Below are 22856 nucleotides of genomic sequence, written 5' to 3' on the forward strand. Positions count from 1 at the left end.
CCCCGCCCCCCGCCACTACCCGATATCACGCTTACAACCCGTAACGCTCGATCACGTCCAGGTGCGGCTGGCGATCCTGGTCACAGGCCTCGGCCAGGCGCAGCCAGCAGTGCGGGTGCGGCCACTTCGCGGTCTCCTGCTGCAGGAGGCGGTGCAGCGCCAGCGGCGCATGATCCTGCGGCTGGGCGACGGTGAACAGCACGCCCGGCAGGGTGCCCTCCTCCATGTCCGGATCGGTCACGGTGTAGTCCGCACGGCTGTGCGACCACACCTTCCAGCCCTGCGCCTCGGCGGCTTCGACGAAGGCATTCCACGCGTCCTCGCCCGGATGCGCGCCATCGACCAGCCAGCTGCGGGCAAAGCCGCCGCGCTCCAGCACATGCACCTGCGCATAGGTCGGGATGAAATGCTCGCGCGCTTCCTCTTCCTCCGGCGCCGGATGCACCAGCGCGGCGTCGAACACCACCCAGTCGCCCACCTGCTGCGCACGATTGGCCGGCGCGTTCTCGACGATGCGTGCGGTCACCGGGCCACTACGGCGTGCGTAGTACTCCATCGGCTCGCCGTTCTCTTCGCTGCGGATGATCACCCAGCCCCACGGCTCCTCGACCACGCCGTCCTGGCTGGACAGCTCCATGCCGATCGCCGCCGCCGAGCGACGCACCGCGTCCCAGTCGCGTGCCGCGCTGGCCGCACTCATGTGGTCCCAGTGCGCGGCGCTGGGTTCTTCCAGCAACTCCACCAGCTGCGCATAGCTGGCCTGCGCCTCGCTGAAGCGACCGGTTTCCATGTACATCCGCGCCAGCGTGCCGCGTGCGCCATGCGAGCCCGGCGAGGCCGCCAGCAGCGCCTGCGCGGCCTGCTCCAGCGCCGGCCAGTCCGACACGCGGCGGGCGCGCTGCACCTCGCACCAGTGTGCGAACACCGGCACGCTGCCGCGATAGGTATCCGCCAGCTGGCGCAGGCCGTCGTCGTCGCCCTGCTCGGTCAGCCAGCGCATCAGGGTGTAGGCGGCCGGGCCATCATCCTGCGCGTGCGCGCGCACGAAGCGCCACAGCAATGCGCGCGCTTCCGTCTGTGCACCACCGGCGCTCAGCGCAGAGGCGGCCATCTCGGCCAGCGCCTCATCATCTGGCAGCTGCGCCTGTGCCTGCAGCAGCCACTGCGCCTCACGTTCGGGATCGCGCGACTGATTCTGCTCCCCCTGCTCGTTCAGCCAAGCCAGCAGTTCAGCGGCCGGCACCGGCAGCGGTGCGACCTCCGGCAAGGCATCGATGCGCGCAGCCAGGCCCGCCACCAGCGCAGCCGCACCGCGGTCCTGGCGCAGCTGCGCCAGATGAGTGCGGGCCAGTTCCAGCTGGCGCTGCGCGACCCAGCGCGCGCCACGCTGCAGGGCCAGCTCCAGGCTCAGCGCGGCCACCTCGATCAGCAGCCGATGCGAACCGACGCGGGCGAAGTGTTCGATGATGGTGTTGAAGCGCGTGCCCAGGTCCCAGGTATTGCGCGCCGGATCACGCTGGCACAGCGCTGCGGCGGTGTTCGCCCACAGTCGCCAGTAGGTAGGCGTCAGTTCGCTCCATGGCACCAGCTGCTGCAGCGCCTCTTCGTCGCGACCCAACTGAGCCAGCGCCCAGGCTTTGGACAAGCGGCGGGGCACCGTGCAGTTGGCCGGCTCGTACTCGCCGGACGCGGCCACTTCGGCCTCGCGCTTCTCGATCAGTACCAGCGCTTCTTCGGCGCGGCCCATGCCCAGCAGGATCTTGATCTGCATCTCCGGGAAGCTGTCGAACACTTCCTTGCCGCAGGCTTCGATCGCATCCGACTGCACCTGCAGGTAGTCCAGCGCGTCCTGGCCGCGACCATCGTCAAGCAGTGCATCGGCCTTCTCGCAGCTCAGGCACTGGAAGCAGGCCCAGCTCGGGTCGATGCGACCCAGTGTTTCATCGCACACCTCGATACGTTCCGGCACCCAGCCCGGGCCATCGATGTTGCCGTAGCAGGCGGCCAGGTCCTGGGTCACGCAGATCGACTGCGGGCACTCCAGGGTGTCCTCGCGGTGTGCACGCTCGAACAGCGCCACGGCTTCGCCCAGCGCGCTTTCGCCTTCGACGCGGTTGCCGACGCGGTTGCGCAGTGCCCAGTGGCCTACGTAGACGTCGACCCAGGGGTTGTCCAGCGCCTTGCCCAGCGCACGCGCTTCGGGCAGCAGTGCGTCGACGCGGTCGACCTGCAGTTCGCTGACCTCGTCGGCGAGACGGTTCAGCAGGTGCGCGTTCTGCGCCTGGCCGGCCTGGCGCAGGTCACCCTGCAGTTTTTCGACCCAGTTCCAGATGTCCATGGGGTAAATGCTCCTGTCTAACGAAGGCTGGATGAGAGGGGGTGGTGCTCAGCGCAGCATCTGCTGCAGGGCACCGGCAATATCGGCGAAGGCGCCATTGAGATCCGGGCCCGGCGTGGCAGCCGTGCGGGCCAGCGGACGGCCCTGCGCGGCGACAATGATCTTCAACGAACGCAACAGGCGTGCAGCGGCTTCGGCCTGCGGATGGCCGTCGCGCTGGGCGCGCAGCAGGGCCTGCACCGCCGGGTTGTCGAGATTGAGGTACAGCCGCGACGGCGCGCGCGATTCGATGCGCGCGGTGAACTGCCGGGCCAGGCGCAGCGCCGCCATTGAAACGCGCTTGTCGTTCTCGTCGTCTTCCAGGCGCTGCTTCAGCTCGGCCTCGCGGTCGGGCACCACCACCACCGGCAGCGCCTCCGGGCTGAAGCGTGCCGGCAGCAGCTGTTCACCATCGCCCAGCTGCTCGCGCAGCCACGCCAGCTGCGTCTCATCAAGGCTGTCATCGGTACGGAACAGCGCGCGATTGCCCTGCTCGGTGCCGAGTTCGACCAGACGCAGGCCCTTGGCCTGGGCCCAGCGCCGCAGGAACGGCACCACCGCATAGCGATGGCCGTGCGCCACCGGTACGCCCATCGCGCGGAACAGCATTTCCTCGAAGCCGCCGCCGTTGTCGAGGATGACGTGCACCGCGCCACGTGCCGGCAACGCGCTGGCCGGCAGGTCGCCCTGCGAGGTCGGCACGCGAACATGCTCCAGCAGCAGTTCGAACAGGCGGTCATCACACAGCGCCGCGCCCAGCAGTGCCTCGTTGTGGCGGCTCAGCACGCGCCGCCAGGCTTCCGGCTGTTGCCGTGCGACGTCGGCCAGGCCATCGATCAGCGCTTCCAGCAATGCATGCTGCACGGCGCGGTACTGGTCGTCACGCTGCAGGTCCTCGCGACTGGCAGTGGGCGTCAGCCGCGAGGATTCGATCACACCGCCGATGAAGCCGGCCCACGGCGGCAGCAGGTCGCGCGCATCGTCGTCCAGCAGCATCCCGCGCACGAACACCGACAGGTTGCGGTTGTCACTGGTGCCGTAAGTGGCACCGTCCTGTACCCACAACATGCCTGTGGCATCGCTGTCGCCATCGGCACGCAACGGCACGGTCACAATGGGCTCGAAATCATGCTCGAAGCGCGCCGCGAACTGCAGCGCCTGGCGCCGCGCCTGCACCGGATGCACGGCGACCTCTCCCTGGCCGCGCCACGGCGGCGGCTCAGGGTTGAGCGCCTCGGCCCCGGCACCAATGAAAATCGGCTCGGACAGCAGCGCGCAATAGCGGCCCAGCACTTCGTGCAGGCGCGCTTCGTTGGCCAGTGGCAGGAAATCCGGATGCAGCTCCAGCTCCACCTCGGTGCCAACCGCACGCGCAGGCATTTCACTGACGGTGTACTGCTCGGCGTTGCTGGACACGTACAGGTGCCCCAGCTCCGGCGTCTGGTACGAGGTGGTGCGCACGCTGACCCGGCGTGCCAGCACGAACGCCGACAGGAAGCCGAGGCCGAACATGCCGATCAGGCCTTCATCGTCCTCGCCGCCCTGGCGCAGGCCACGGGTGTAGCCGACGCCGACAGTGGCCAGGTAATCATGGATCTCCTGGCGGGTCAGGCCGGCGCCGGTATCGCTGATGCGCAGCACGCCAGCGGCGGCATCGACCTGCACCGAAATGCGCGAGGGCACCTCGACGCCAGGCTGTTCAATGCGACGGCGGATGATCGAGTCGTGCGCGTTCTGCACCAGCTCGCGCAACGCCACCACCGGGGTGGAATACAGGTGCTTGCCCAGCACCGTCATCAGTCCATTGAGATCGACCCCGGCGCGACGGATTTCGGCGTTGGGGGCGGTGAGTGCGGTGTCCTGCATGTAATCGGTTACTCCTGGGCACGGAAAGACGCCAGAGAGCGCCTTCGTCGAGCGGGAAAAACTAGCACAGGGAGGCTGACCGTTGCCGTGTTTGAGGTCGTATTCCAGATCCGCGCCGGTAGCGCCGGGCATGGTCCGGCGCTACCGGCGCGGTCACGCCGCGTCGATGGCCTCGGACAGGCGCTCCACTGCGATCACTTCCATGCCCTTCACCGAACCACCCTTCGGCGCATTGGCCTTGGGCACGATGGCGCGCTTGAAACCATGGGTGGCGGCTTCGCGCAGGCGGTCCTCGCCATTGGGCACCGGGCGGATCTCGCCGGACAGGCCGACTTCGCCAAAGGCAATCGTCTTTTCCGCCAGTGGCCGGTCCTGCAGCGACGACAACACCGCCAGCAGCACCGGCAGATCGGCCGCGGTTTCCTGCACGCGGATGCCACCCACGACATTCACGAACACGTCCTGGTCGCCGACCAGCACGCCGCCGTGGCGATGCAGTACCGCCAGCAGCATCGCCAGGCGGTTCTGCTCCAAGCCGACCGCGACACGGCGCGGGTTCGACAGCGGCGAGGCATCGACCAGCGCCTGTACTTCCACCAGCAGCGGCCGCGTGCCCTCGCGGGTGACCATGACGCAACTGCCCGGCTGGTGGGTGCTGCCACCAGACAGGAAGATCGCCGACGGGTTGGAGACCTCCTTCAGGCCCTTGTCGCCCATCGCGAACACGCCCAGCTCGTTGACCGCACCGAAGCGGTTCTTGAACGCGCGCAACAGGCGGAAGCGACTGCCGCTCTCACCCTCGAAATACAGCACCGCATCGACCATGTGCTCGAGCACGCGCGGGCCGGCGATGCCGCCCTCCTTGGTCACGTGGCCGACCAGGAACACGGCGGTGCCGGTCTCCTTGGCGAAGCGCACCAGCCGTGCCGCGCTCTCGCGCACCTGGCTGACCGAGCCCGGCGCGGCGGTCAGGCTCTCAGTCCACAGGGTCTGCACCGAGTCGGCCACGATCAGCCGCGGGCCGGCCTTGGACGCGTGCTGCAGGATCGATTCGACCCCGGTTTCGGCCAGTGCATTGACGCCGTCCAGCGGCAGTTCCAGGCGGTGCGCGCGACCGGCCACCTGGGCCAGTGATTCCTCGCCGGTGACGTACAGCACCGGCAGCACGGCGGCCATCTTCGCCACCGCCTGCAACAGCAGGGTCGACTTGCCGATGCCCGGGTCGCCACCGACCAGCACCACCGCGCCCTCGACCAGGCCACCACCCAGCACGCGATCGAACTCGCCGATGCCGGTCGAGACCCGGCGATGCTCGGTCTGCTCGACGTCCTTCAGCGCGGTGATCTTTGGCGGGTCGATCTTGCCGGCCCAGCCGGCCCGGCGCGAGGCCGGCGCCTTGGCCGCCGCCGCGCTTTCCAGCACGATTTCCGACAGCGAGTTCCAGGCGTTGCACTCGGTGCATTGGCCCTGCCACTTGCTGAATTCGGCGCCGCATTCATTGCAGACGTAGGCGGTGCGGGCTTTAGCCATCGGATGATTTCCAGCAACGGGAACAGGCGTGGCAGGATAGCCGAGCCGGGTCGCAGCTGCTGCGACCGCTCAAGTCCCGCCCACCTGCGCCGATAGGGGTCGCGGGCGTGCGCCTTGCGGGCGCCCCTCCCTCCCCCACTGGATCCGAAATGACTGGCAGTTACAGTCAGAGTCTGGTCACCATCTCCCTGCTGGTGGCCATTCTTGCTTCGTACACGGCGCTGGACATGGCCGGCCGGCTGGCCACGGCCGAAGGCCGCGTGGCGCGCTGGTGGCTGGCCGGTGGTGCGGCGGCGATGGGCCTGGGCATCTGGTCGATGCACTTCATCGGCATGCTCGCCTTCGACCTGCCGATCCCGGTCGGCTACGACCTCGGCATCACCCTGTACTCGCTGGCGGTGTCGATCGGTGCTTCGGCCTATGCACTGTGGCTGGTGTCGCGGCCCAGCCTGCCCTGGCGACGGTTGCTGGCCGGGGCGGTGCTGATGGGGCTGGGCATCGCCACCATGCACTACCTGGGCATGGCCGCGATGCGCATGCAGCCGGGTATCGACTATCACCCAGGCTGGTTCGCCGCCTCCATTGCGGTAGCCATCGGTGCCGCAGGTGCGGCGCTGTGGATCGCCTTCCGGCTGCGGGCCGAGCAGCGCAACACGCTGCGCCTGCGCGCCCTGGCCTCGCTGGTGATGGGGCTCGCCATCGTCGGCATGCATTACACCGGCATGGCCGCCGCACGTTTCCCTGAAGGCAGCATCTGCGGCGCGGTCGGCAGTGGCGGCATCGACACCCGCTGGCTGGCAGTGCTGGTGATCGTCACTACCGTGGCCACGCTGGGCATCGCCCTGGTCGCCTCGCTGTTCGACCGGCAGATGCGCGTGCGCACCGGCTTGCTGGCGGACTCGCTGGCGCACGCCAATGACAAGTTGATCCAGGCTGCGCTGCATGACCCGCTGACCCAGCTGCCCAATCGCATGCTGCTGCAGGACCGCATCGAGCAGGCCATCGAGAAGGCGCGCCGTCGTGGCCGCGCGGTTGCGGTGATGTTCTGCGACCTGGACGGCTTCAAGGCGGTCAACGATGCCTACGGCCACCAATTGGGCGACCGCCTGCTGGTAGCCGTGGCACAGCGCATCGGCAGCCTGCTGCGGCCGCAGGACACCTTCGCCCGCCTCGGCGGCGACGAGTTCGTGATCGTGCTGGCCATCGATATCCCGGACGACGCGGTGGTGGTGGCCGAACGCATCATCGCCGCCGCCGGCGAGCCGTTCACGCTGGATGCGGCCGAACTGCAGGTCAGCGCCAGTCTCGGCATCGCCCTGTACCCGGACGATGCCAGCAACGAGCGCGAGCTGATGGCGCATGCCGATGCGGCGATGTACCACACCAAGGAAACCGGCCGTAACGGCTATACCTTCTTCACCCCGTCGATGCAGCTCAGTGCCAACCGCCAGCTGCGCCTGCTGCAGGACCTGCGCAAGGCGATCGCGCGTGACGAGCTGCTGCTGCACTACCAGCCGAAGTTCCCGGCCGCTGGCGCACCGGCTACCGGCGCCGAGGCGCTGCTGCGCTGGCAGCACCCGGAACTGGGCCTTCTGGCGCCGGATGTGTTCATTCCCATCGCCGAGCGCAGCGGCCTGATCCTCCCGATCGGCGACTGGGTACTGGACCGCGCCTGTGCGCAACTGCGCGCCTGGCACGAGGCCGGGCATACGGAATGGTCGATGGCGGTGAACCTGTCGCCGCTGCAGTTCGCCTCGCCGGCGCTGCTGGACAGCGTGCGCGAGGTGCTGCAGCGGCACCGGATCGAACCGGCGCGGCTGACCCTGGAAATCACCGAGACCACGGCGATGAAGGATGTCGACGCCAGCCTGGCGATCCTCAATGATCTGACCGCGATGGGCGTGCATATCGCCATCGACGATTTCGGCACCGGCTACTCCAGTCTGCTGTACCTGAAGCGGATGCCGGCTACCGAACTCAAGATCGACCGCGCGTTCGTGCATGACCTGGAGCGCAACGACGAGGACGCCGCCATCGTGTCGTCGATCATCGCGCTGGGCCGCACCCTGCAACTGCAGGTGGTGGCCGAAGGCGTGGAGACCCAGGCACAGCGTGAGTACCTGAGCGAACTGGGCTGTGACCAGTTGCAGGGCTACCACCTGGGGCGGCCGATGGAAGCAGACGAGTTCCTGCGCCGGGTGGGTTGAGCCGGCGGTTCATCCACGCATGCCGTGGATCTACGGGTAGAGCCGGGCGCTGGCCGGCTTCCCGCAATGGCCGGCCAGCGGCCGGCACTACCACCACATACCTGCCATGCCCGGCGGCATTGATGCGTCGCCGGGCATGGCCCGGCGCTACCAGTAAACAAAAAGGCCGCCCGAGGGCGGCCTTTCTGCGTGGCAACGTCGCGAAGACGTCAGTGCATCATGTGCACGTTCATGTTGTGCATGACCCACAGGGTACCGACCACGATGATGCCGATCACCACCACGGTGAAGGCCGCAGCGTTGACGTTCCAGCGGCTTTCCGAAGAGCGGTCCAGGTGCAGGAAGAACACCAGGTGGACCAGCATCTGCAGTACCGCGGTGATCGCGATCACCACACCGTTGACGGTGCGCGAGAAGTCGCCCGACATCACCATCCAGAACGGGATGACGGTCAGCACCACCGCCAGCACGAAGCCGATCAGGTACGACTTCACGCTGCCATGGCTTTCACCGCCGGCGGCATGGTCGTGTGCATGGTTGTCATATGCCATTACAGCGCTCCATTGAGGTAGACGACGGAGAACACGCCGATCCAGATCAGGTCCAGGAAGTGCCAGAACAGGCTCAGGCACGCCATGCGGGTCTTGTTGGTCGGGGTCAGGCCGTACTTCTTCAGCTGCACGAACATCACCAGCAGCCACAGCAGGCCGGCGCTGACGTGCAGGCCGTGGGTACCGACCAGGGCGAAGAACGCCGACAGGAAGGCACTACGGTCCGGACCATAGCCCTGATGGATCAGGTGCTGGAATTCCCACACTTCCATGCACATGAAGCCGAAGCCCAGCAGCCAGGTGATGCCCAGCCACAGGTACATCTGCCCCATCTGCTTGCGGTGCATGGCAATCATGCCCAGGCCGAAGGTCAGCGAGGAGGTCAGCAGCAGCGCGGTTTCCCATGCCACGAACGGCAGTTCGAACAGGTCCTTCGCGGTGGGGCCGCCATCGGTGCCGCCGGCCAGCACCACGTAGGTGGCGAACAGCGAGGCGAAGATGAGGCAGTCGCTCATCAGGTACACCCAGAAACCGAAGACGGTGTTGCCGCCGGTGTCGTGGTGCTCGTGGTCGTCATGGCCATGGGCCGCCGCTTGCGCGGCGTGCCCGTGGCTCAGGGTCGAGGTATTGGTGCTCATGCCTTCAGCTCCGACTTCACCAGGCCCTGGGATTCCAGGTGCTTGCGGTGTTCGTTCTCCATGCGTTCCACCTCGGCGGCCGGGACCCAGTAGTCCACGTCCTGGTCGAAGGTGCGGTAGATGAACGTGGCGATCATGCCGACGAAGCCGACGATGGCCAGCCACCAGATGTGCCAGATCATCGCGAAGCCGAACACCAGGCTGAAGGCACCGATGACGACGCCCGTGCCGGTGTTGCGCGGCATGTGGATGTCGGTGTACTTGGCCGGCTTCGGCCAGGCTTCACCACGCTGCTTGCGCTCCCAGAAATCGTCCAGCTCGGTGACTTCCGGCAGGCTGCCGAAGTTGTAGAAGGCCGGCGGCGAAGAGGTTTCCCACTCCAGCGTACGGGCATCCCACGGGTCGCCGGTCAGGTCGGCGGTCTTCTTGCGGTCGCGGATCGACACGGCCACCTGGATGATCTGGCACAGGATGCCGGCACCCACGATGAAGGCACCTGCGGCAGCCACCAGCAGCAGCGGCTCGTAGGCCGGGTTGACCGTGCTCTGCAGACGACGGGTCATGCCCATGAAGCCCAGCACGTACATCGGCATGAAGGTCACGTAGAAGCCGATGAACCAGCACCAGAACGCGCACTTGCCCCAGAACTCATTGAGGCGGAAGCCGAACATCTTCGGCCACCAGTAGGTGATGCCGGCGAACATGCCGAACACCACGCCACCGATGATGACGTTGTGGAAGTGGGCGATCAGGAACAGGCTGTTGTGCAGCACGAAGTCGATGGCCGGGATCGCCAGCATCACGCCGGTCATGCCGCCGATGGTGAAGGTGACCATGAAGCCGATGGTCCACAGCACGGGCGTGGTGAACTGCACGCGACCGCGGAACATGGTGAACAGCCAGTTGAAGATCTTCACACCGGTCGGGATCGAAATGATCATCGTCGTGATGCCGAAGAAGGCATTGACGTTGGCACCCGAACCCATGGTGAAGAAGTGGTGCAGCCACACGATGAACGACAGCACGCCGATGCAGGCGGTGGCGTAGACCATGCCCTTGTAACCGAACAGCGCCTTGCGCGAGAAGGTCGCGATGACTTCGGAGAACACACCGAAGGCCGGCAGCACCAGGATATAGACTTCCGGGTGACCCCAGATCCAGATCAGGTTGATGTACAGCATGGCGTTGCCGCCACCGTCATTGGTGAAGAAGTGCGTACCCAGGTAACGGTCCAGGGTCAGCAGCACCAGGGTGATGGTCAGCACCGGGAAGGCAGCGACGATCAGCACGTTGGTCACCAGGGCAGTCCAGGTGAACACCGGCATCTGCATCAGCTTCATGCTGGGGGTACGCATCTTCAGGATGGTGATGAAGAAGTTGATACCGCTCAGCGTGGTACCCAGGCCTGCGACCTGTAGCCCCCAGATGTAGTAGTCCATGCCTACGCTTGGACTGTATTCGATGCCCGACAGTGGCGGGAACGCCAGCCAGCCGGTGGCAGCGAACTCACCGATCCACAGCGACAGCATGATCAGCACCGCGCCGGACACGAACAGCCAGAAGCTGAGCGAGTTGACGAACGGGAACGCGACGTCGCGCGCACCGATCTGCAGCGGCACGGCCAGGTTCATCAGGCCGGTGATCAGCGGCATCGCCACGAAGAAGATCATGATCACGCCGTGGGCGGTGAAGATCTGGTCGTAGTGGTGCGGCGGCAGGTAACCCTCGGACCCGCCGACGGCAAGGGCCTGCTGGGTACGCATCATGATCGCGTCGGAGAAACCGCGCAGCAGCATGACGAAGGCGACGATGAGGTACATCACGCCGATCTTCTTGTGATCCACCGAGGTGAACCACTCCTTCCACAGATAGCCCCACAGCTTGAACTTGGTGATCAGGGCCATCACGCCCAGGCCACCCAGTACTGCGCCGATCAACGTCGTCAGGACGATCGGATCGTGGGGGATCGACTCAATAGAGAGTTTTCCCAACATGTTCATTCTCCCGAGCCCGCGTGGCCGGCATGGCCTGCGTGTTCGTGTTCGTTGGCATCCAGGTTTTCACCCGATTCCTTGGAATCATGTGCATCACTGGGGGCATGGCCCTCGTGCGCTTCATGGCTGGCGGCATCGGCAGCGGCGGCACCGGCGTGCGAGTGCTTCATGCCGTAATGCTTGTTGTCGCCCATGTGCTTGGCGAGGACCCAGTCGAACAGGCCTTCTTCGGTCTTGCCGAAGTAGGTGACCGGATACCACTCGGCGTTGCGCGCATCACCCAGGGCCTTGAACGAAGCCTTGTCCAGGGTCTGATCGCCGGCGCGGACCTGGTCCAGCCACTGGCGGTATTCGGCATCGGTGACCGAGTAGGCGGTGAAATGCATCTTGGCGAAGCCCGCGCCGCTGTAGTGCGAGGACATGCCCGGGAATTCACCGGTCTCGTTGGCGATCAGATGGAGCTTGGTCTCCATCGCAGCCATCGAGTAGATCATGCTGCCCAGGTGCGGGATGAAGAAGGCATTCATCACCGTATCGGACGTGATCTTGAAGTTCAGCGGCGTGTTGACCGGGAACTTGATTTCGTTGACGACCGCCACCTTCTCTTCCGGATAGATGAACAGCCACTTCCAGTCCAGCGAGATCGCCTCGATGGTGACCGGCTTGACGTCCGATTCCAGCGGCTTGTACGGGTCCAGCGCGTGCGACGAACGCCAGGTCAGGACCGCCAGCACCAGCACGATCATGCAGGGAATGGACCACACCACCACCTCGATCGCCGTCGAGTGGGACCACTTCGGCTCGTAGCGGGCCTTGGTGTTGGAGGCGCGATACTTCCACGCGAAGGTCAGGGTCATGATGATGACCGGGATGACGACCAGCAGCATGAGCACGGTAGCCGTGATCAGCAGGGTCTTCTCATCCTGGCCGATCTGGCCCTTCGGACTGAGGATGGCCACGGCATCGCAGCCGGTGAGCATCACCAGCAACGACAGCAGCAGGCCCGGGCGCAACCAGCGCCCAAGGGTTTTCAACGGAATCATCGGTCGATCCAATTGCGAGGGAATGCCGTTCCCCGTCCTGCCTGTTCCGGCCAAAGCCGGTCCCACCTGTCCGGAAGACAGGCAGGGAGGTGGGGTCGAGTCAGCCTTTCAATTTTAGGCCGTCACGCACCATTTAAGAAAGGCATTGACAATGATCGAGCGCATGAAAGGCCTGATTCTGACTGCGACACGTTGTCGCACTGCGCGGCATGGCGGGCAGAACGCCCGAGCGCAGCATCCTGGCATCGGGCGATGGCGGGGGCTCCGACCGGGTTCGGCAAAGTCGACTGAACCTGTTCAGGCATGCTTGCCGGGGCATGGACATGGGATGCTCCACGCAGGAGGAAGGCCCATGGACAAGATCGACTTCAAGCGACGCGATCGCACGCTGTACCAGCCCCCGGCGGGCCGGTTCGTGACGGTGAACGTACCGCCGCTGCCCTACCTGATGGTCGACGGCCACGGCGACCCGAACACCGCCCCGGCCTACCTGCAGGCGGTGCAGTGGCTGTACGCGGTGAGCTATGCGCTGAAGTTCGCATTGAAAGCCGACGGACAGGACTACGTGGTGCCGCCCTTGGAAGCGCTGTGGACGGCTGAGGATCCCGCCAGTTTCGTGGCACACCGCAAGGATGAGTGGGTGTGGACGGTGATGATCCGTACGCCGGAAGGGATCAGTCCAGCGCAGCTGGAAGCGGCCCTCGGCAAGGCGCGGAAGAAGCTGGGTGAGGCGCCGGCCAGCCTTCGCCATGAAACGCTCGAGGAAGGTCTCTGCCTGCAGACCCTGCATGTGGGTGCCTACGATGACCAGGGGCCGATCCTGGCGCATCTTCATGACGAGCTGATGCCTGCACTGGGATATGCCTTTGCCGGCCCCCATCACGAGATCTACCTGAGCGACCCGCGCAGGACCGAAGCTGCTCGGTTGAAGACCGTGCTGCGGCAGCCGGTGCGCTTGCGCTCTGGTGAGGGCTCACGCCCATGACACAAGGAACGCCATGCGCCTGATTGCGAGACTGCTGCACTGGACCACCCTGCCCGCTGGGCGCCGCGTGATGGCTGTGCTCGGTACCCTGCTGGTGATCGTATTGGCCTGCAATCCGGATCTGCTGCCGTTGTTGCCGGTGATGGATGCGCTGGGGCTGGATGTGCTGGCGCTGCTGCTGGGTGCACAGGTGATGGCGATGCTGCCTTGGTTGCGGGAGGCTGGCCTGCGATCTGCGCGTGTGTTGCGGCGGTTGCTGCTGGGTGTAATGGCCGGTGCGGTGGGCGGGTACCTGCGGCAGCTCGCATGGTGGTTGGCGCGGGATGCGGTGATTGTGAGGCGCCAATGAGGTCGTATTCCCATCGACCAAGCCGTTGACAAGCGATTGCCTCAAATGCTTAAACAGAAAGCTCCGACCAAGGCCGGAGCTTTTCGTTTACGACCAAGATTGTTGCGCCCAGAGCGAACCTAGCTAGCTGCGGATCCATGTACCGCTGCTGCATGTAGCTCAGCTCGGTGGCCGCATCGCTCACATGCCCGGTGTACCCCGGGCCATCCGTGACCTGACCGCCTACCACTGCCCCGTAGGGCTCATAGTCATAGCGCTTGATCACGTTGCCGTTGGCATCGCTCTCAGCCACAACCGAGCCCAGCGCGTCCGTGTGGATGTAGGTGACCGTCTGGGCACCGGCAGAAACCACAACACTCCATGTAGCCGCCAGTTCAGTCACCACTTAATCTGAAAACCGATGAAATTCGAACGGACTCACAGGTTCTACGGCACGTATACCAAAACCACCTCGTATCGATATCCATCGCCAACTTCGTACACATGAGCCTGAAGCACAAGATCGCTCCTCCCCTCCTCTTCTGTGTAAAGATCAACCAGAACATTCCAAAAATCTCCATACCAAATGCATACGGAAGAGTTCCAGGATTCGTCTGGCAACCTTTTCAAGTGTGCGCCATACGCGCGAATGCTCTCTTGCGCGCTTGCCCACACATCTGGGGCCTGAAGGGTTACCTGCGGTAGCGATGGTTCGCCCCCTTGGATCAGCGCATCAACGATGGCTGCGAACATGGGCCGCCAAGCTTGCGGCACCGCAATCTCGTTCTCATCATCTTTAGCTATGGTCACCTCATTCATTGCTAATCTCTCCCGTGCAATTGCTTGTGGCAGTCCAAACAGACCTCGGCATGATTGGAGGATGTTGTAGGACCACCGTCGGCGTGTCGCTCGACATGATGCCCGGCGGAATTGCTCCGATCAATTGACGTCCCGCAGCCCGTTGCGCACTGTCCACCTTGTGCAGCTCGCTTGGATTCTCGTGCGGAATCAGTGAGCAACCGCTGTGGGTCTCCTTGTGCTACTGGAACTGACCCCGGCCCCGTGGGTGGCTTTGGAAGATCTCCAACCATCTTGCCCGCGCCGCCGAATTTGTCTGCTGTGCGCGCACCGTCAACAGCCTTCTCAAGTCCCCTGGCGGCCTTGATTGCCGCACCCGCGCCTCCGGGAACAAAGGACACTGCAGCTGCCGTCGCATCAATCGCCACGCCGATTGAGTCGACAATACCCGCCCCAACATTACCTTGGCTAAAGTTCGAGTAGGCACTGGTCGCGCCCATTGCGATGTTTGCAACGTCCCATACGGTTTCGACAATGCGCCCGTCAGGATCTTTGAACTTGCAAGGATTTCCGTTCGCATACCGGTATCGATTGAACTGTCCAACAGGCTGTTCATACGCCGTCACCGGATCCACCGACAGGAACACCCCAGACTGCGGATCCATGTACCGCTGCTGCATGTAACTCAGCCCGGTAGCCGAGTCGCTCACATGCCCTGTATAGCCAGGCCCGTCCGTGACCTGGCCGCCTACCACTGCCCGGTAGGGCTCTTAGTCATAGCGTTTGATCACGTTGCCGTTGGCATCGCTCTCGGCCACAACCGAGCCCAAGGCGTCCGGGTGGATGTAGGTGACCGTCTCCTGGGCGATTGCGGCTGGCGACAAGCCAAAGCCGATCAGCAGCACGCAGCACAGCCAAGTGCCTAATGCTCCCGACTTCCGAATTCGACCCTCAAATCCCCTGAAGCGGGTCGACACGCCGCCTGCAGCTCCCCCGAACCTGCGCATCCTTCCAATCCCTGAAAGAGCCTTGAAGCAAGGCTGGGCATTCATCGCACAGGGAATATCTTGCCACGCAGCACTCGCACATCAAGCACCGAACATGAACATGACAGCGTTGCCAGTTGAAACACAGGAGATAGAGCCACCCAAAGATAGTCCAGAACCAGCCCCCCCCTCCATCACGACTTGCCAGACAGAGCTCTCAAGCTCCATATCCTCGTCCGTGACAGCCAATTCGAGGACTGAATCATCCATAGAAAGAACAAGCCGACCTTCGAAATCGAGCTCTACACCAGATATCTCAACTCCAATCTTTTCATAGACCCTGGGGAGAAATGCCGCCCTCCCCACAAAGAAATCAAGTTTCGCTACATTGCCGGAAGAGATGCCACAATCACGAACAATGGCCGCGCATGAGAAGCTCATATCCACGTAAAGCAATCTACCAGGGCACGCCGAGGTGTTGATCAACCTCAACGTTATATTGAGACTACTTACGTTGAATGAATCAAGATATGAACCAAGCAGCATCCCCTCTAGGCTCGAGCGTGCGGCCACCACATCAACTTCCATCTTCTTGATTTTCGCCATCACGGCTTCTCTCGATAGTAGATATGACTTCCCGTGCGCTGCTCACCCTTGGGAATATTGCCGAAGTTCTTCCCATTTTCAGGATTCACGGGCTGACGCGGATTACCTTCTCGGGTCACCGATATTCTAGGTGAATGCTTCGGCCCTCCATCCATGACTCTAACGTCCATCTTCATAGACGGCACATTGTGAAGCGTTCCCGATTCCGTGCCTGCTTCGTTTGATATCCGTGTACCCATGAACCCAGCCTCCTCCAGCGCCAACCTGGTATCAGCAGGGCTATCCCCAACCTTCACTCCAGCAACGGTGCGACCTCGCATCTCTGCTGTGGCAGCCCTGGCAAAGGGGGCAGCGATCGCTCGAAGAATGCCTGGTAGCGTTGGACCACCTATGCCCACAGCTATGACAGCCTTCCCATTGTAGTGAAAAGCATCGTCTCCGAGCTCATTCCCGAAGCCAGGGTTCCCCATCTGATCAACGTTTGAGAACCACTCTTCATCACGACCGTCCGGGTCGATGAATTTGTATGGATTGCTCAAGGCGTAAGCGTATCGATTGAACTTCGCACCAGACTTCGCATCAACCACCACCGGATCAACCGACAGGAACACGCCCAACTGCGGATCCATGCACCGCTGCTGCATGTAACTCAGACCAGTGGCCGAGTCGCTCACATGCCCGGTATACCCCGGTCCATCCGTGACCGGACCACCCACCACGGCACCGTAGGGCTCGTAGTAATAGCGCTTGATTACGTTGCCGCTGGCATCGCTCTCGGCCACAACCGAGCCCAAAGCGTCCGTGTGGATGTAGGTGACCGTCGTCTGGGCAATTACGACTGGCGACAGGCCAAGGCCGATCAGCAGCACGCAGCACAGCCAAGCACCTATGGCGCCAAGCTGGCGAATTCGATCTTCAAATCCCCTAAAGCAGGTAGACACGCTGCCTGCAGCTCCCCCAAACCTACGCATCCTTCCAACCCCTGAAAGAGCCTTGAAGCAAGGCTGGGTATTCATGGCATAGGAATGGCCGGCTGCGAGTTCCGGTTCAGGAACAGTGCTAGGAGCTAGGCTCCTGAGAAGCCGGGGGGCCAGCAGGCCGCGAGGTTCGGGAATCGCGGGCTGCTAGCCATGGGCTGGCACTACTGGGGGGGGCCGGCCAGCGGCCAGCACTACCAGAGCACAAAAAAAAGCCCCAACTAGAGGCCGGGGCTTTTCATTGCAACTGGTGCCGGAAACAGGAGTCGAACCTGCGACCCAGCCGCCTACGACTCCAAATAAACCATTGCCTAGTCGCTGGACGCATCAGTCTGATTAGCGATAGCGCCAACGAAATCGATGATCTCTTCGATCTCGACGCCTCGTTGATTAGGCTCATCGTCAGATCCCAAACCGGTCTCCGAAAACTCTTGCACTAATGCATCGATCAGCGACTCGCGGTCCTGTTTGACAAGGTGCTTGATGCCCTCTTCAGGCAAGTGAAGGCTGTGCTTCGCTGCGATTTCAACCAACAGAGAATGCAGACGGGACGAGATAGACCGTTTCATTTCACTTCACCTTCGGGTCTCTCAACCCATCGCTGCTTCTTGGAATGGCAGTTATGACCTTCCCCTCACCATTCAGGACTACCTTCGCATCTTTCCCGGTGTAAGCAGTCCTGCCACCGACCTGCTCGGCGACCTTCGCAGGGTCTTTTACCGCCGATAGTATGGCCTTTGCAGAAACACCTCTGCCACCATCGCGGGAGATCGCCTGATTCAACCCATGCTTCGTGTACCCGGTGATCTTTCCCGCCACCGCGCCAGAGGTGCCCGTGACACCAGCAGCTCCTGCACCAATTTCGGCTGCCGTGGCAACTGCTCCTGGATTTGCCATTGCGACCAGACCTACCTCTGCCAGCACTGGAGCGGCCAGAACTGCTGTCAGTGCAGCGCCAATTGCCGGCCCGAGTCTGTCGCTTGGATTTTTGGGCGGTGGAGTAATCGGCTGCCCATTCGTGGCGTCGTTGACTACCTTGAAGGCTGCACCACTCTCCCGCCCGTCTGGATCCGTGAACCTGTACGGATTCCCGTTCGCGTACCGATAGCGATTGAACTGCCCAACCGGTTGCTCATACGCCGTCACAGGATCCACCGACAGGAACACACCCAGCTGCGGATCCATGTACCGCTGCTGCATGTAGCTCAGCCCGGTGGCCGCATCGCTCACATGCCCGGTATACCCCGGTCCGTCCGTGACCTGACCACCTACCACGGCGCCGTAGGGCTCGTAGTCATAGCGCTTGATCACGTTGCCGTTGGCATCGCTTTCAGCCACGACCGAGCCCAACGCGTCCGTGTGGATGTACGTGACCGTCGTCTGGGCAACTGCGGCTGGCGACACGCCAAGGCCGATCAGCAGCACGCAGCACAGCCAAGCGCCTAAGGCACCCAGCTTGTGAATTTGATCTTCAACTCCCCTGAAGCTGGTCGACACACCGCCTGCAGTTCCCCCGAACCTGCGCATCCTTCCAATCCCTGAAAGTGCCTTGAAGCAAGGCCGTGTATTCATAGCACAGGAATGGCCGGGTGCGGTTTCCAGATCGGGAACAGGGCGCGGCGCTAAGCGCCTGGGAAGCCGGGCTGGCCGCGAGATTCGGAAATTAGGGGCTGCCAGCCATGGGCTGCCACTACTGGGGCCGGCATTCCGCCGGGCATGGCCCGGCGCTACCAAAGCACAAAAAAAGCCCCGGCCTAGGCCGGGGCTTTTCATGCAACTGGTGCCGGAAACAGGAGTCGAACCTGCGACCTACGCATTACGAATGCGCCGCTCTACCAACTGAGCTATTCCGGCTGAGCCCGCGATTTTACGGGCTGGGCGCCCCGGCGGTCAATCCATCCGGCTCAGCCTGCCTCCACCCGGTTCGCACACGCTCTCCCCGCCGCGAAATCCCGCAGATTCCCCAGCGTGATCGCCGAGATCTCCTGCAGCGCCTCCACGGTGAAGAAGCCCTGATGGCCGGTCACCAGCACGTTGGGGAAGGTCATCAACCGCTGGAAGGCCTCATCGTCGATGATCTCTCCGGACAGGTCCTGGAAGAACAGCGCGCTCTCCTGCTCGTACACATCGATGGCCAGATGACCCAGCCGACGCGACTTCAGCGCGCGGATCACCGCATGGGTATCGACCAGCCCGCCGCGCGAGGTATTGACCAGCATCGCGCCCGGCTTCATCCGCACCAGTGAGGTGTCGTTGATCAGATGCTGGGTGTCCGGTGTCAAAGGGCAATGCAGCGACACAATGTCTGCGCGGGCCAGCAGTTCATCCATGCCCACCATCTCGCCCACATCCGCAAAGCCTGCCGACGGATACGGGTCGTGTCCCAGCACGGTGCAGCCCATGCCCTTGAAAATGCGCGCGGTGGCCAAGCCTATCTTGCCGGTGCCGACGATGCCGACCGTGCGGCCATGCAGGGTGCGCCCAAGCAGGCCATCCAGCATGAAATTGCCCTCGCGCACGCGGTTGTAGGCGCGGTGGGTCTGACGGTTGAGGGTCATCACCAGTGCCAGAGCATGCTCGGCCACCGCTTCTGGCGAATAGGCCGGCACGCGGGCAACAAACAGGCCAAGCGCCTTTGCCGCTGCAAGATCCACATTGTTGAAGCCCGCGCAGCGCAGCAGCACTGCCCGCACACCCACTGCATGCAGGGCGTGCAGCGCCGGTGCATCAAGTCGATCATTGACGAACACACAGACCGCCGCGCAATCCTGGGCCAGAGCAGCTGTATGCACATCCAAGGCTGCATCGAAGTAGACAAACACGAAGCCCTCTCCAGCGGCGTCGCGCTGGTTGGCTTCCTCAAGGAAACGACGATCGTAAGGGCGGGCGCTGAAGACGGCGATCTGCATGGAAGAGCCTGGGTGGGATGCCACGCCGACCATACCGCAGCAACGCGCCTTCTGGGGACGGCACCGGCGATGCCTTCATCGCCGGTGCCGTGTGCCACTTAGAACTTGTAGCCCAGCCCCAGCATCACGCCATTCTGGATCTGCCCGTCGCGGCGCTCGCCTACATAATCGGCCATGATCGAGAGACGCTCGCTGGCCCGGCTGGTCACACCCAGGTTCCAGGCCAGCACCTGCTCGCCCACGGCCTGGCTGCTGGCACCGAACACCAGATCAGGTGCAGCGGCGAAGCCGGTGCTGTAACGGGCCTGCGAGTCGCCCAGTTCCTTCTGCCAGACCACGCGGGCGCGCGGCGTGATGCGCTCGCCGTTGTTGCCCTCGAAGGTCTTGAACAGCTGCAGGCCTGCGCCCACGCGGATGCTCTCCAGGCTGCCGCTGCGACCCACCAAGGCACCCGCGCCCTGGCCTTCATTGAAGCGGGTGGCCGAGGTGCGCGCGTAATCCACCACCGGCAGCAACGGCTGGATCACCAGTCCCTTGCCGGTGGTGAAGGAGAACGCGTGCTCCGCCCGTGCGGAGATCGCATCGTTGCTGTACCTGGCGCGCAGTGGCTGCTCCAGGCCATCGATACCGCCGATGCTGCGGCGGGTATCGTGGCGCAGGTCGGTGTAGCGCACCGCTGCCGACAGGTAGCCCCGCGAGTAGGTCGCATCCAGGTAGCCGCCCACGTCCAGCGCGCGCACATCGCCGGTGAACCCGGAGCCGTCACTGGCCTTGGTCGACATGTCGGCCGCTGCCACGCTGACGCCGAGGGTAACGCGGTCATCGGCCACGCGGGTGTCGGCACCGATCACGATGCCGCCGATGTTGTGGCTGAGCCCCGCCACGCCACCGTCGGCATCGATGCGGCCATGGCTGGCGAAACCGCGGGCCCAGATGCCATGGTTGCGTCCAGCATCACCGCTGCCCGCAGCGCTGCCCGACGCCGGCTCGACCAGATGCATGGCGAGCTGGTTGAACAGGCTGCCATGGCGCATGCCCGGTTGAGATGAGACCGACTGCGCGGCCTGCGAAGCCAGGCCGTCGGCGTCCCCGCCGCTGCGCATCGCGGCCTGGTGCTGCTGCACGACGTTGCCGATGCTGCCCACCAGCGCAGTGTCGGCCAGGCGCAGGCTGGCGTGCGCATCACCGCGCAGGGCTCCGGCCTGCTGTGCGATTACGTCGCGATCAGCGAACTGCAGTGCACCGAGCAGCGACTTCAGGCCTTTGTCCTGGCGATCGGAGGCGGTTGCCAATGCGCGGCCCAGGCCATCGCCCGAAGTGCCGTTGGCGAACAGCCCCACCTGGTCGAAGCCGGGGTTGGCGGTCAACCACAGACCATCGGCGGTCTGCTTCACATTGAAGCTCAACAGCGAGTTGTGGCGCGGGCGGAACACATCACCACCAGTGATGCTGGCACTGTAGCCGGTATCCCCCAAGCGCACGGCTTCTTCGAAACCACCTTGGTAGATCGGTCCTTCCACCAGATCGCGACGGAAGTCCTGGCCGTAGTAGCCCTGTGCCACGTTCAGTTCGAGGAAGGCGCCCTTGGAGATCACCAGCGCGCCGTCGGTCTGTTCGTCATCGAAGAAGGTGCCCACGCGCAGGCGGCCTGTTGCCGTGCCGCCGCCCTCGGTCACATCGAACAGCACCCTGCCGCCCGGCATGATATTGACGTAACCATGGGTGACCAGATCGCCACCGCGCGGCATCAGTGTGCCGAACACGCGCAGGCGATTGAAGCCGTCTTCACGGTAGGAAGGGCCAGTGCCTTCGCCCAGTGCATTGAGATCCATCGCCGTGCCGGCAACGTCGCCGTGGCCAACCAGCATGCCAGCCCCGAGCACGCGCACTTCCGAGGCGCGCAGGGCACCGCCTTCCAGGGCGATGGTGCCGTTGTCCACCAGCATGAAGTCCGCACCCGTGGTAGCGGACGTGCGCCAGGTGGCGCCATTGGTCACGCGGATCACACCCATGGCGTTGTCCAGCGTAGAGGCATCCAGATCCGCCAGACGCAGTTTGGACAGCAGCAGGTCCTGGATATCCGGGTCATTCAGGTAACCCTGCACCGACAGCGGGCCGATGCCCTGCGGGCCGCGGCGCGAGGCGTTGTAGATGCTCTGCGCAAGGCTGATGTAGGTGGATTGCCCGTCGGTATTCCAGCGCGCGAAATCATCATCGACGAAGGCCTGCAGCTGGCGTCCGGTACGCAGGTAGCCTGGATTGATATCGCCGCTCACGTTCGCGCTCACATTCAACGTGTCGCCCGGATCGCGGTACCCGTTGGCGGTGATGATCCTGTTGCTGTAGATGTCCTGGCCCGGGAATGATTCCAGCTTGCTGCCGCTGCCATCCGGATCAAAGGTGATGGAGGCCCCCGTGCTGCGGGCTGGATCGCGGAACACCAGCAGCCCGTTCCGCTGTACCACTTCATACATGGCCTTGTGCAGCAGGCCGGCATCCATGCCGCCGCCATAGTTGCCGGTGTAGATCTGGGTCATGCGCGGCGACGGCGTGTAGATCACCTTGCCACCGCTGCTGGCCGCGTGGATCTGCACCGAGTCGATGATCGGCAGGTCGCCGGCCAGATAGCGCTCGACACCACCGGACTGCATGATCGAGCAGGATGAAATGCAGTTGCCGGACACGATGGTGTTGAGGCCGGAGGTGCGGATCACTCCCTGCAGCCACTCGCCGGCGATCAGCGCGCCACCATTGGAGGTGCGCAATACCACTTCGCGGATCGGCCGGCCTTCGGCCTGCGCTTTGGCCAGCAGTGCCGGCAGGGACACCACGTCGGCGTAGGTCACATCGCCACTCAGGAAGATGCGATCGCCCAGCACGTGATAATTCATTGCCATGACGTCATCAGCCACGGACATGGTGGCGACACCCATCAGCCCGGCCAGGGCCAGGCTCAACTTCGAATACTTCATGTGTTCTCTCTCCAACCGCAACACGCGGGTAGAACGATCAACGCCGCAGCGGGGCGATCTCCCCCAGTGGATCCGGCGCCGAAAGATGA

Annotated in this window: 20 protein-coding genes and 1 tRNA gene; 3 read left to right on the top strand and 18 right to left on the bottom strand. The window is 63.8% G+C overall.

Translation table 11 applies throughout. The features are described from left to right. Positions 1–31: 31 nt before the first annotated feature. From AC07M7_RS01460 to radA, 3 genes are all read right to left on the bottom strand, one after another. The gene (locus AC07M7_RS01460) at positions 32–2338 is read right to left on the bottom strand and encodes a hypothetical protein (RefSeq protein WP_495206582.1); all 2307 of its coding nucleotides are present in this window, start codon (positions 2336–2338) and stop codon (positions 32–34) included. Positions 2339–2386: 48 nt separating this feature from the next. Further along, a complete protein-coding gene (locus AC07M7_RS01465; protein ID WP_046983277.1) occupies positions 2387–4243 on the bottom strand; it encodes an ATP-binding protein in 1857 nt (618 codons plus the stop codon). Between the two features lie 153 nt (positions 4244–4396). Then, entirely contained in the window at positions 4397–5773 is a 1377-nt protein-coding gene (radA, locus tag AC07M7_RS01470; protein ID WP_046983278.1) for a DNA repair protein RadA, read from the bottom strand. Positions 5774–5922: 149 nt separating this feature from the next. Here radA and AC07M7_RS01475 point away from each other — a divergent pair, with 149 nt between their 5' ends. Next, complete coding sequence (locus AC07M7_RS01475) at positions 5923–7980, top strand: putative bifunctional diguanylate cyclase/phosphodiesterase (protein WP_495206583.1); 2058 nt, start codon at positions 5923–5925, stop codon at positions 7978–7980. A gap of 209 nt (positions 7981–8189) precedes the next feature. On the opposite strand, the gene cyoD is transcribed toward AC07M7_RS01475, so the two are convergent. The 4 genes from cyoD to cyoA are packed head-to-tail and all read right to left on the bottom strand — an operon-like array spanning position 8190 to position 12206. Continuing rightward, positions 8190–8531, bottom strand: a complete 342-nt coding sequence (gene cyoD / locus AC07M7_RS01480) for a cytochrome o ubiquinol oxidase subunit IV (RefSeq protein WP_495206584.1) — start codon at positions 8529–8531, stop codon at positions 8190–8192. Then, positions 8531–9169, bottom strand: coding sequence for a cytochrome o ubiquinol oxidase subunit III (gene cyoC, locus AC07M7_RS01485; protein ID WP_012510428.1), 639 nt, complete (start codon positions 9167–9169; stop codon positions 8531–8533). The genes cyoD and cyoC overlap by 1 nt, the downstream gene beginning before the upstream one ends. Further along, positions 9166–11163, bottom strand: a complete 1998-nt coding sequence (gene cyoB, locus AC07M7_RS01490; RefSeq protein WP_495206585.1) for a cytochrome o ubiquinol oxidase subunit I — start codon at positions 11161–11163, stop codon at positions 9166–9168. Before cyoB ends, cyoC begins: the two co-directional genes overlap by 4 nt. A gap of 2 nt (positions 11164–11165) precedes the next feature. After that, the gene (cyoA, locus tag AC07M7_RS01495; protein WP_046983282.1) at positions 11166–12206 is read right to left on the bottom strand and encodes a ubiquinol oxidase subunit II; all 1041 of its coding nucleotides are present in this window, start codon (positions 12204–12206) and stop codon (positions 11166–11168) included. A 352-nt stretch (positions 12207–12558) separates the two neighbouring features. Between cyoA and AC07M7_RS01500 the strand changes: the two genes are divergently transcribed. Together AC07M7_RS01500 and AC07M7_RS01505 are read left to right on the top strand one after the other, a co-directional pair. Beyond that, positions 12559–13191 carry a GyrI-like domain-containing protein gene (locus AC07M7_RS01500; protein ID WP_495206586.1) on the top strand — a complete coding sequence of 211 codons (633 nt, stop codon included), beginning with the start codon at positions 12559–12561 and terminating at the stop codon, positions 13189–13191. Positions 13192–13204: 13 nt separating this feature from the next. Beyond that, positions 13205–13540 carry a hypothetical protein gene (locus AC07M7_RS01505; protein ID WP_495206587.1) on the top strand — a complete coding sequence of 112 codons (336 nt, stop codon included), beginning with the start codon at positions 13205–13207 and terminating at the stop codon, positions 13538–13540. 49 nt (positions 13541–13589) lie between these two features. Here AC07M7_RS01505 and AC07M7_RS01510 read toward each other — a convergent pair whose 3' ends face one another. The 11 genes from AC07M7_RS01510 to AC07M7_RS01560 form a co-directional block, all read right to left on the bottom strand. Next, entirely contained in the window at positions 13590–13922 is a 333-nt protein-coding gene (locus AC07M7_RS01510) for a hypothetical protein (RefSeq protein WP_495206588.1), read from the bottom strand. Positions 13923–13966: 44 nt separating this feature from the next. Then, on the bottom strand, positions 13967–14338 hold the full coding sequence (locus AC07M7_RS01515) for a DUF7668 domain-containing protein (RefSeq protein ID WP_495206589.1): 372 nt from the start codon (positions 14336–14338) through the stop codon (positions 13967–13969). A gap of 2 nt (positions 14339–14340) precedes the next feature. Beyond that, positions 14341–14997, bottom strand: a complete 657-nt coding sequence (locus AC07M7_RS01520) for an RHS repeat-associated core domain-containing protein (RefSeq protein WP_495206590.1) — start codon at positions 14995–14997, stop codon at positions 14341–14343. A gap of 90 nt (positions 14998–15087) precedes the next feature. Then, positions 15088–15294, bottom strand: a complete 207-nt coding sequence (locus AC07M7_RS01525) for a hypothetical protein (RefSeq protein WP_495206591.1) — start codon at positions 15292–15294, stop codon at positions 15088–15090. 111 nt (positions 15295–15405) lie between these two features. Further along, complete coding sequence (locus tag AC07M7_RS01530; RefSeq protein WP_495206592.1) at positions 15406–15909, bottom strand: hypothetical protein; 504 nt, start codon at positions 15907–15909, stop codon at positions 15406–15408. Then, positions 15909–16880, bottom strand: a complete 972-nt coding sequence (locus AC07M7_RS01535) for an RHS repeat domain-containing protein (RefSeq protein WP_495206659.1) — start codon at positions 16878–16880, stop codon at positions 15909–15911. The genes AC07M7_RS01530 and AC07M7_RS01535 overlap by 1 nt, the downstream gene beginning before the upstream one ends. Positions 16881–17197: 317 nt before the next feature. Further along, entirely contained in the window at positions 17198–17455 is a 258-nt protein-coding gene (locus AC07M7_RS01540; protein ID WP_046983285.1) for a hypothetical protein, read from the bottom strand. A 1-nt stretch (position 17456) separates the two neighbouring features. Then, positions 17457–18383 (bottom strand): RHS repeat-associated core domain-containing protein, encoded by a 927-nt coding sequence (locus AC07M7_RS01545; RefSeq protein ID WP_248298434.1) that lies wholly within the window; start codon positions 18381–18383, stop codon positions 17457–17459. 281 nt (positions 18384–18664) lie between these two features. Continuing rightward, a tRNA-Thr gene (locus AC07M7_RS01550) sits at positions 18665–18740 on the bottom strand. 50 nt (positions 18741–18790) lie between these two features. Next, positions 18791–19795, bottom strand: a complete 1005-nt coding sequence (locus AC07M7_RS01555; protein ID WP_495206593.1) for a 2-hydroxyacid dehydrogenase — start codon at positions 19793–19795, stop codon at positions 18791–18793. A 98-nt stretch (positions 19796–19893) separates the two neighbouring features. Next, the gene (locus AC07M7_RS01560; RefSeq protein WP_495206594.1) at positions 19894–22767 is read right to left on the bottom strand and encodes an autotransporter outer membrane beta-barrel domain-containing protein; all 2874 of its coding nucleotides are present in this window, start codon (positions 22765–22767) and stop codon (positions 19894–19896) included. Between the last annotated feature and the right edge of the window lie 89 nt (positions 22768–22856).

The sequence above is a fragment of the Stenotrophomonas sp. GW821-FHT09E08 genome (assembly GCF_059416125.1).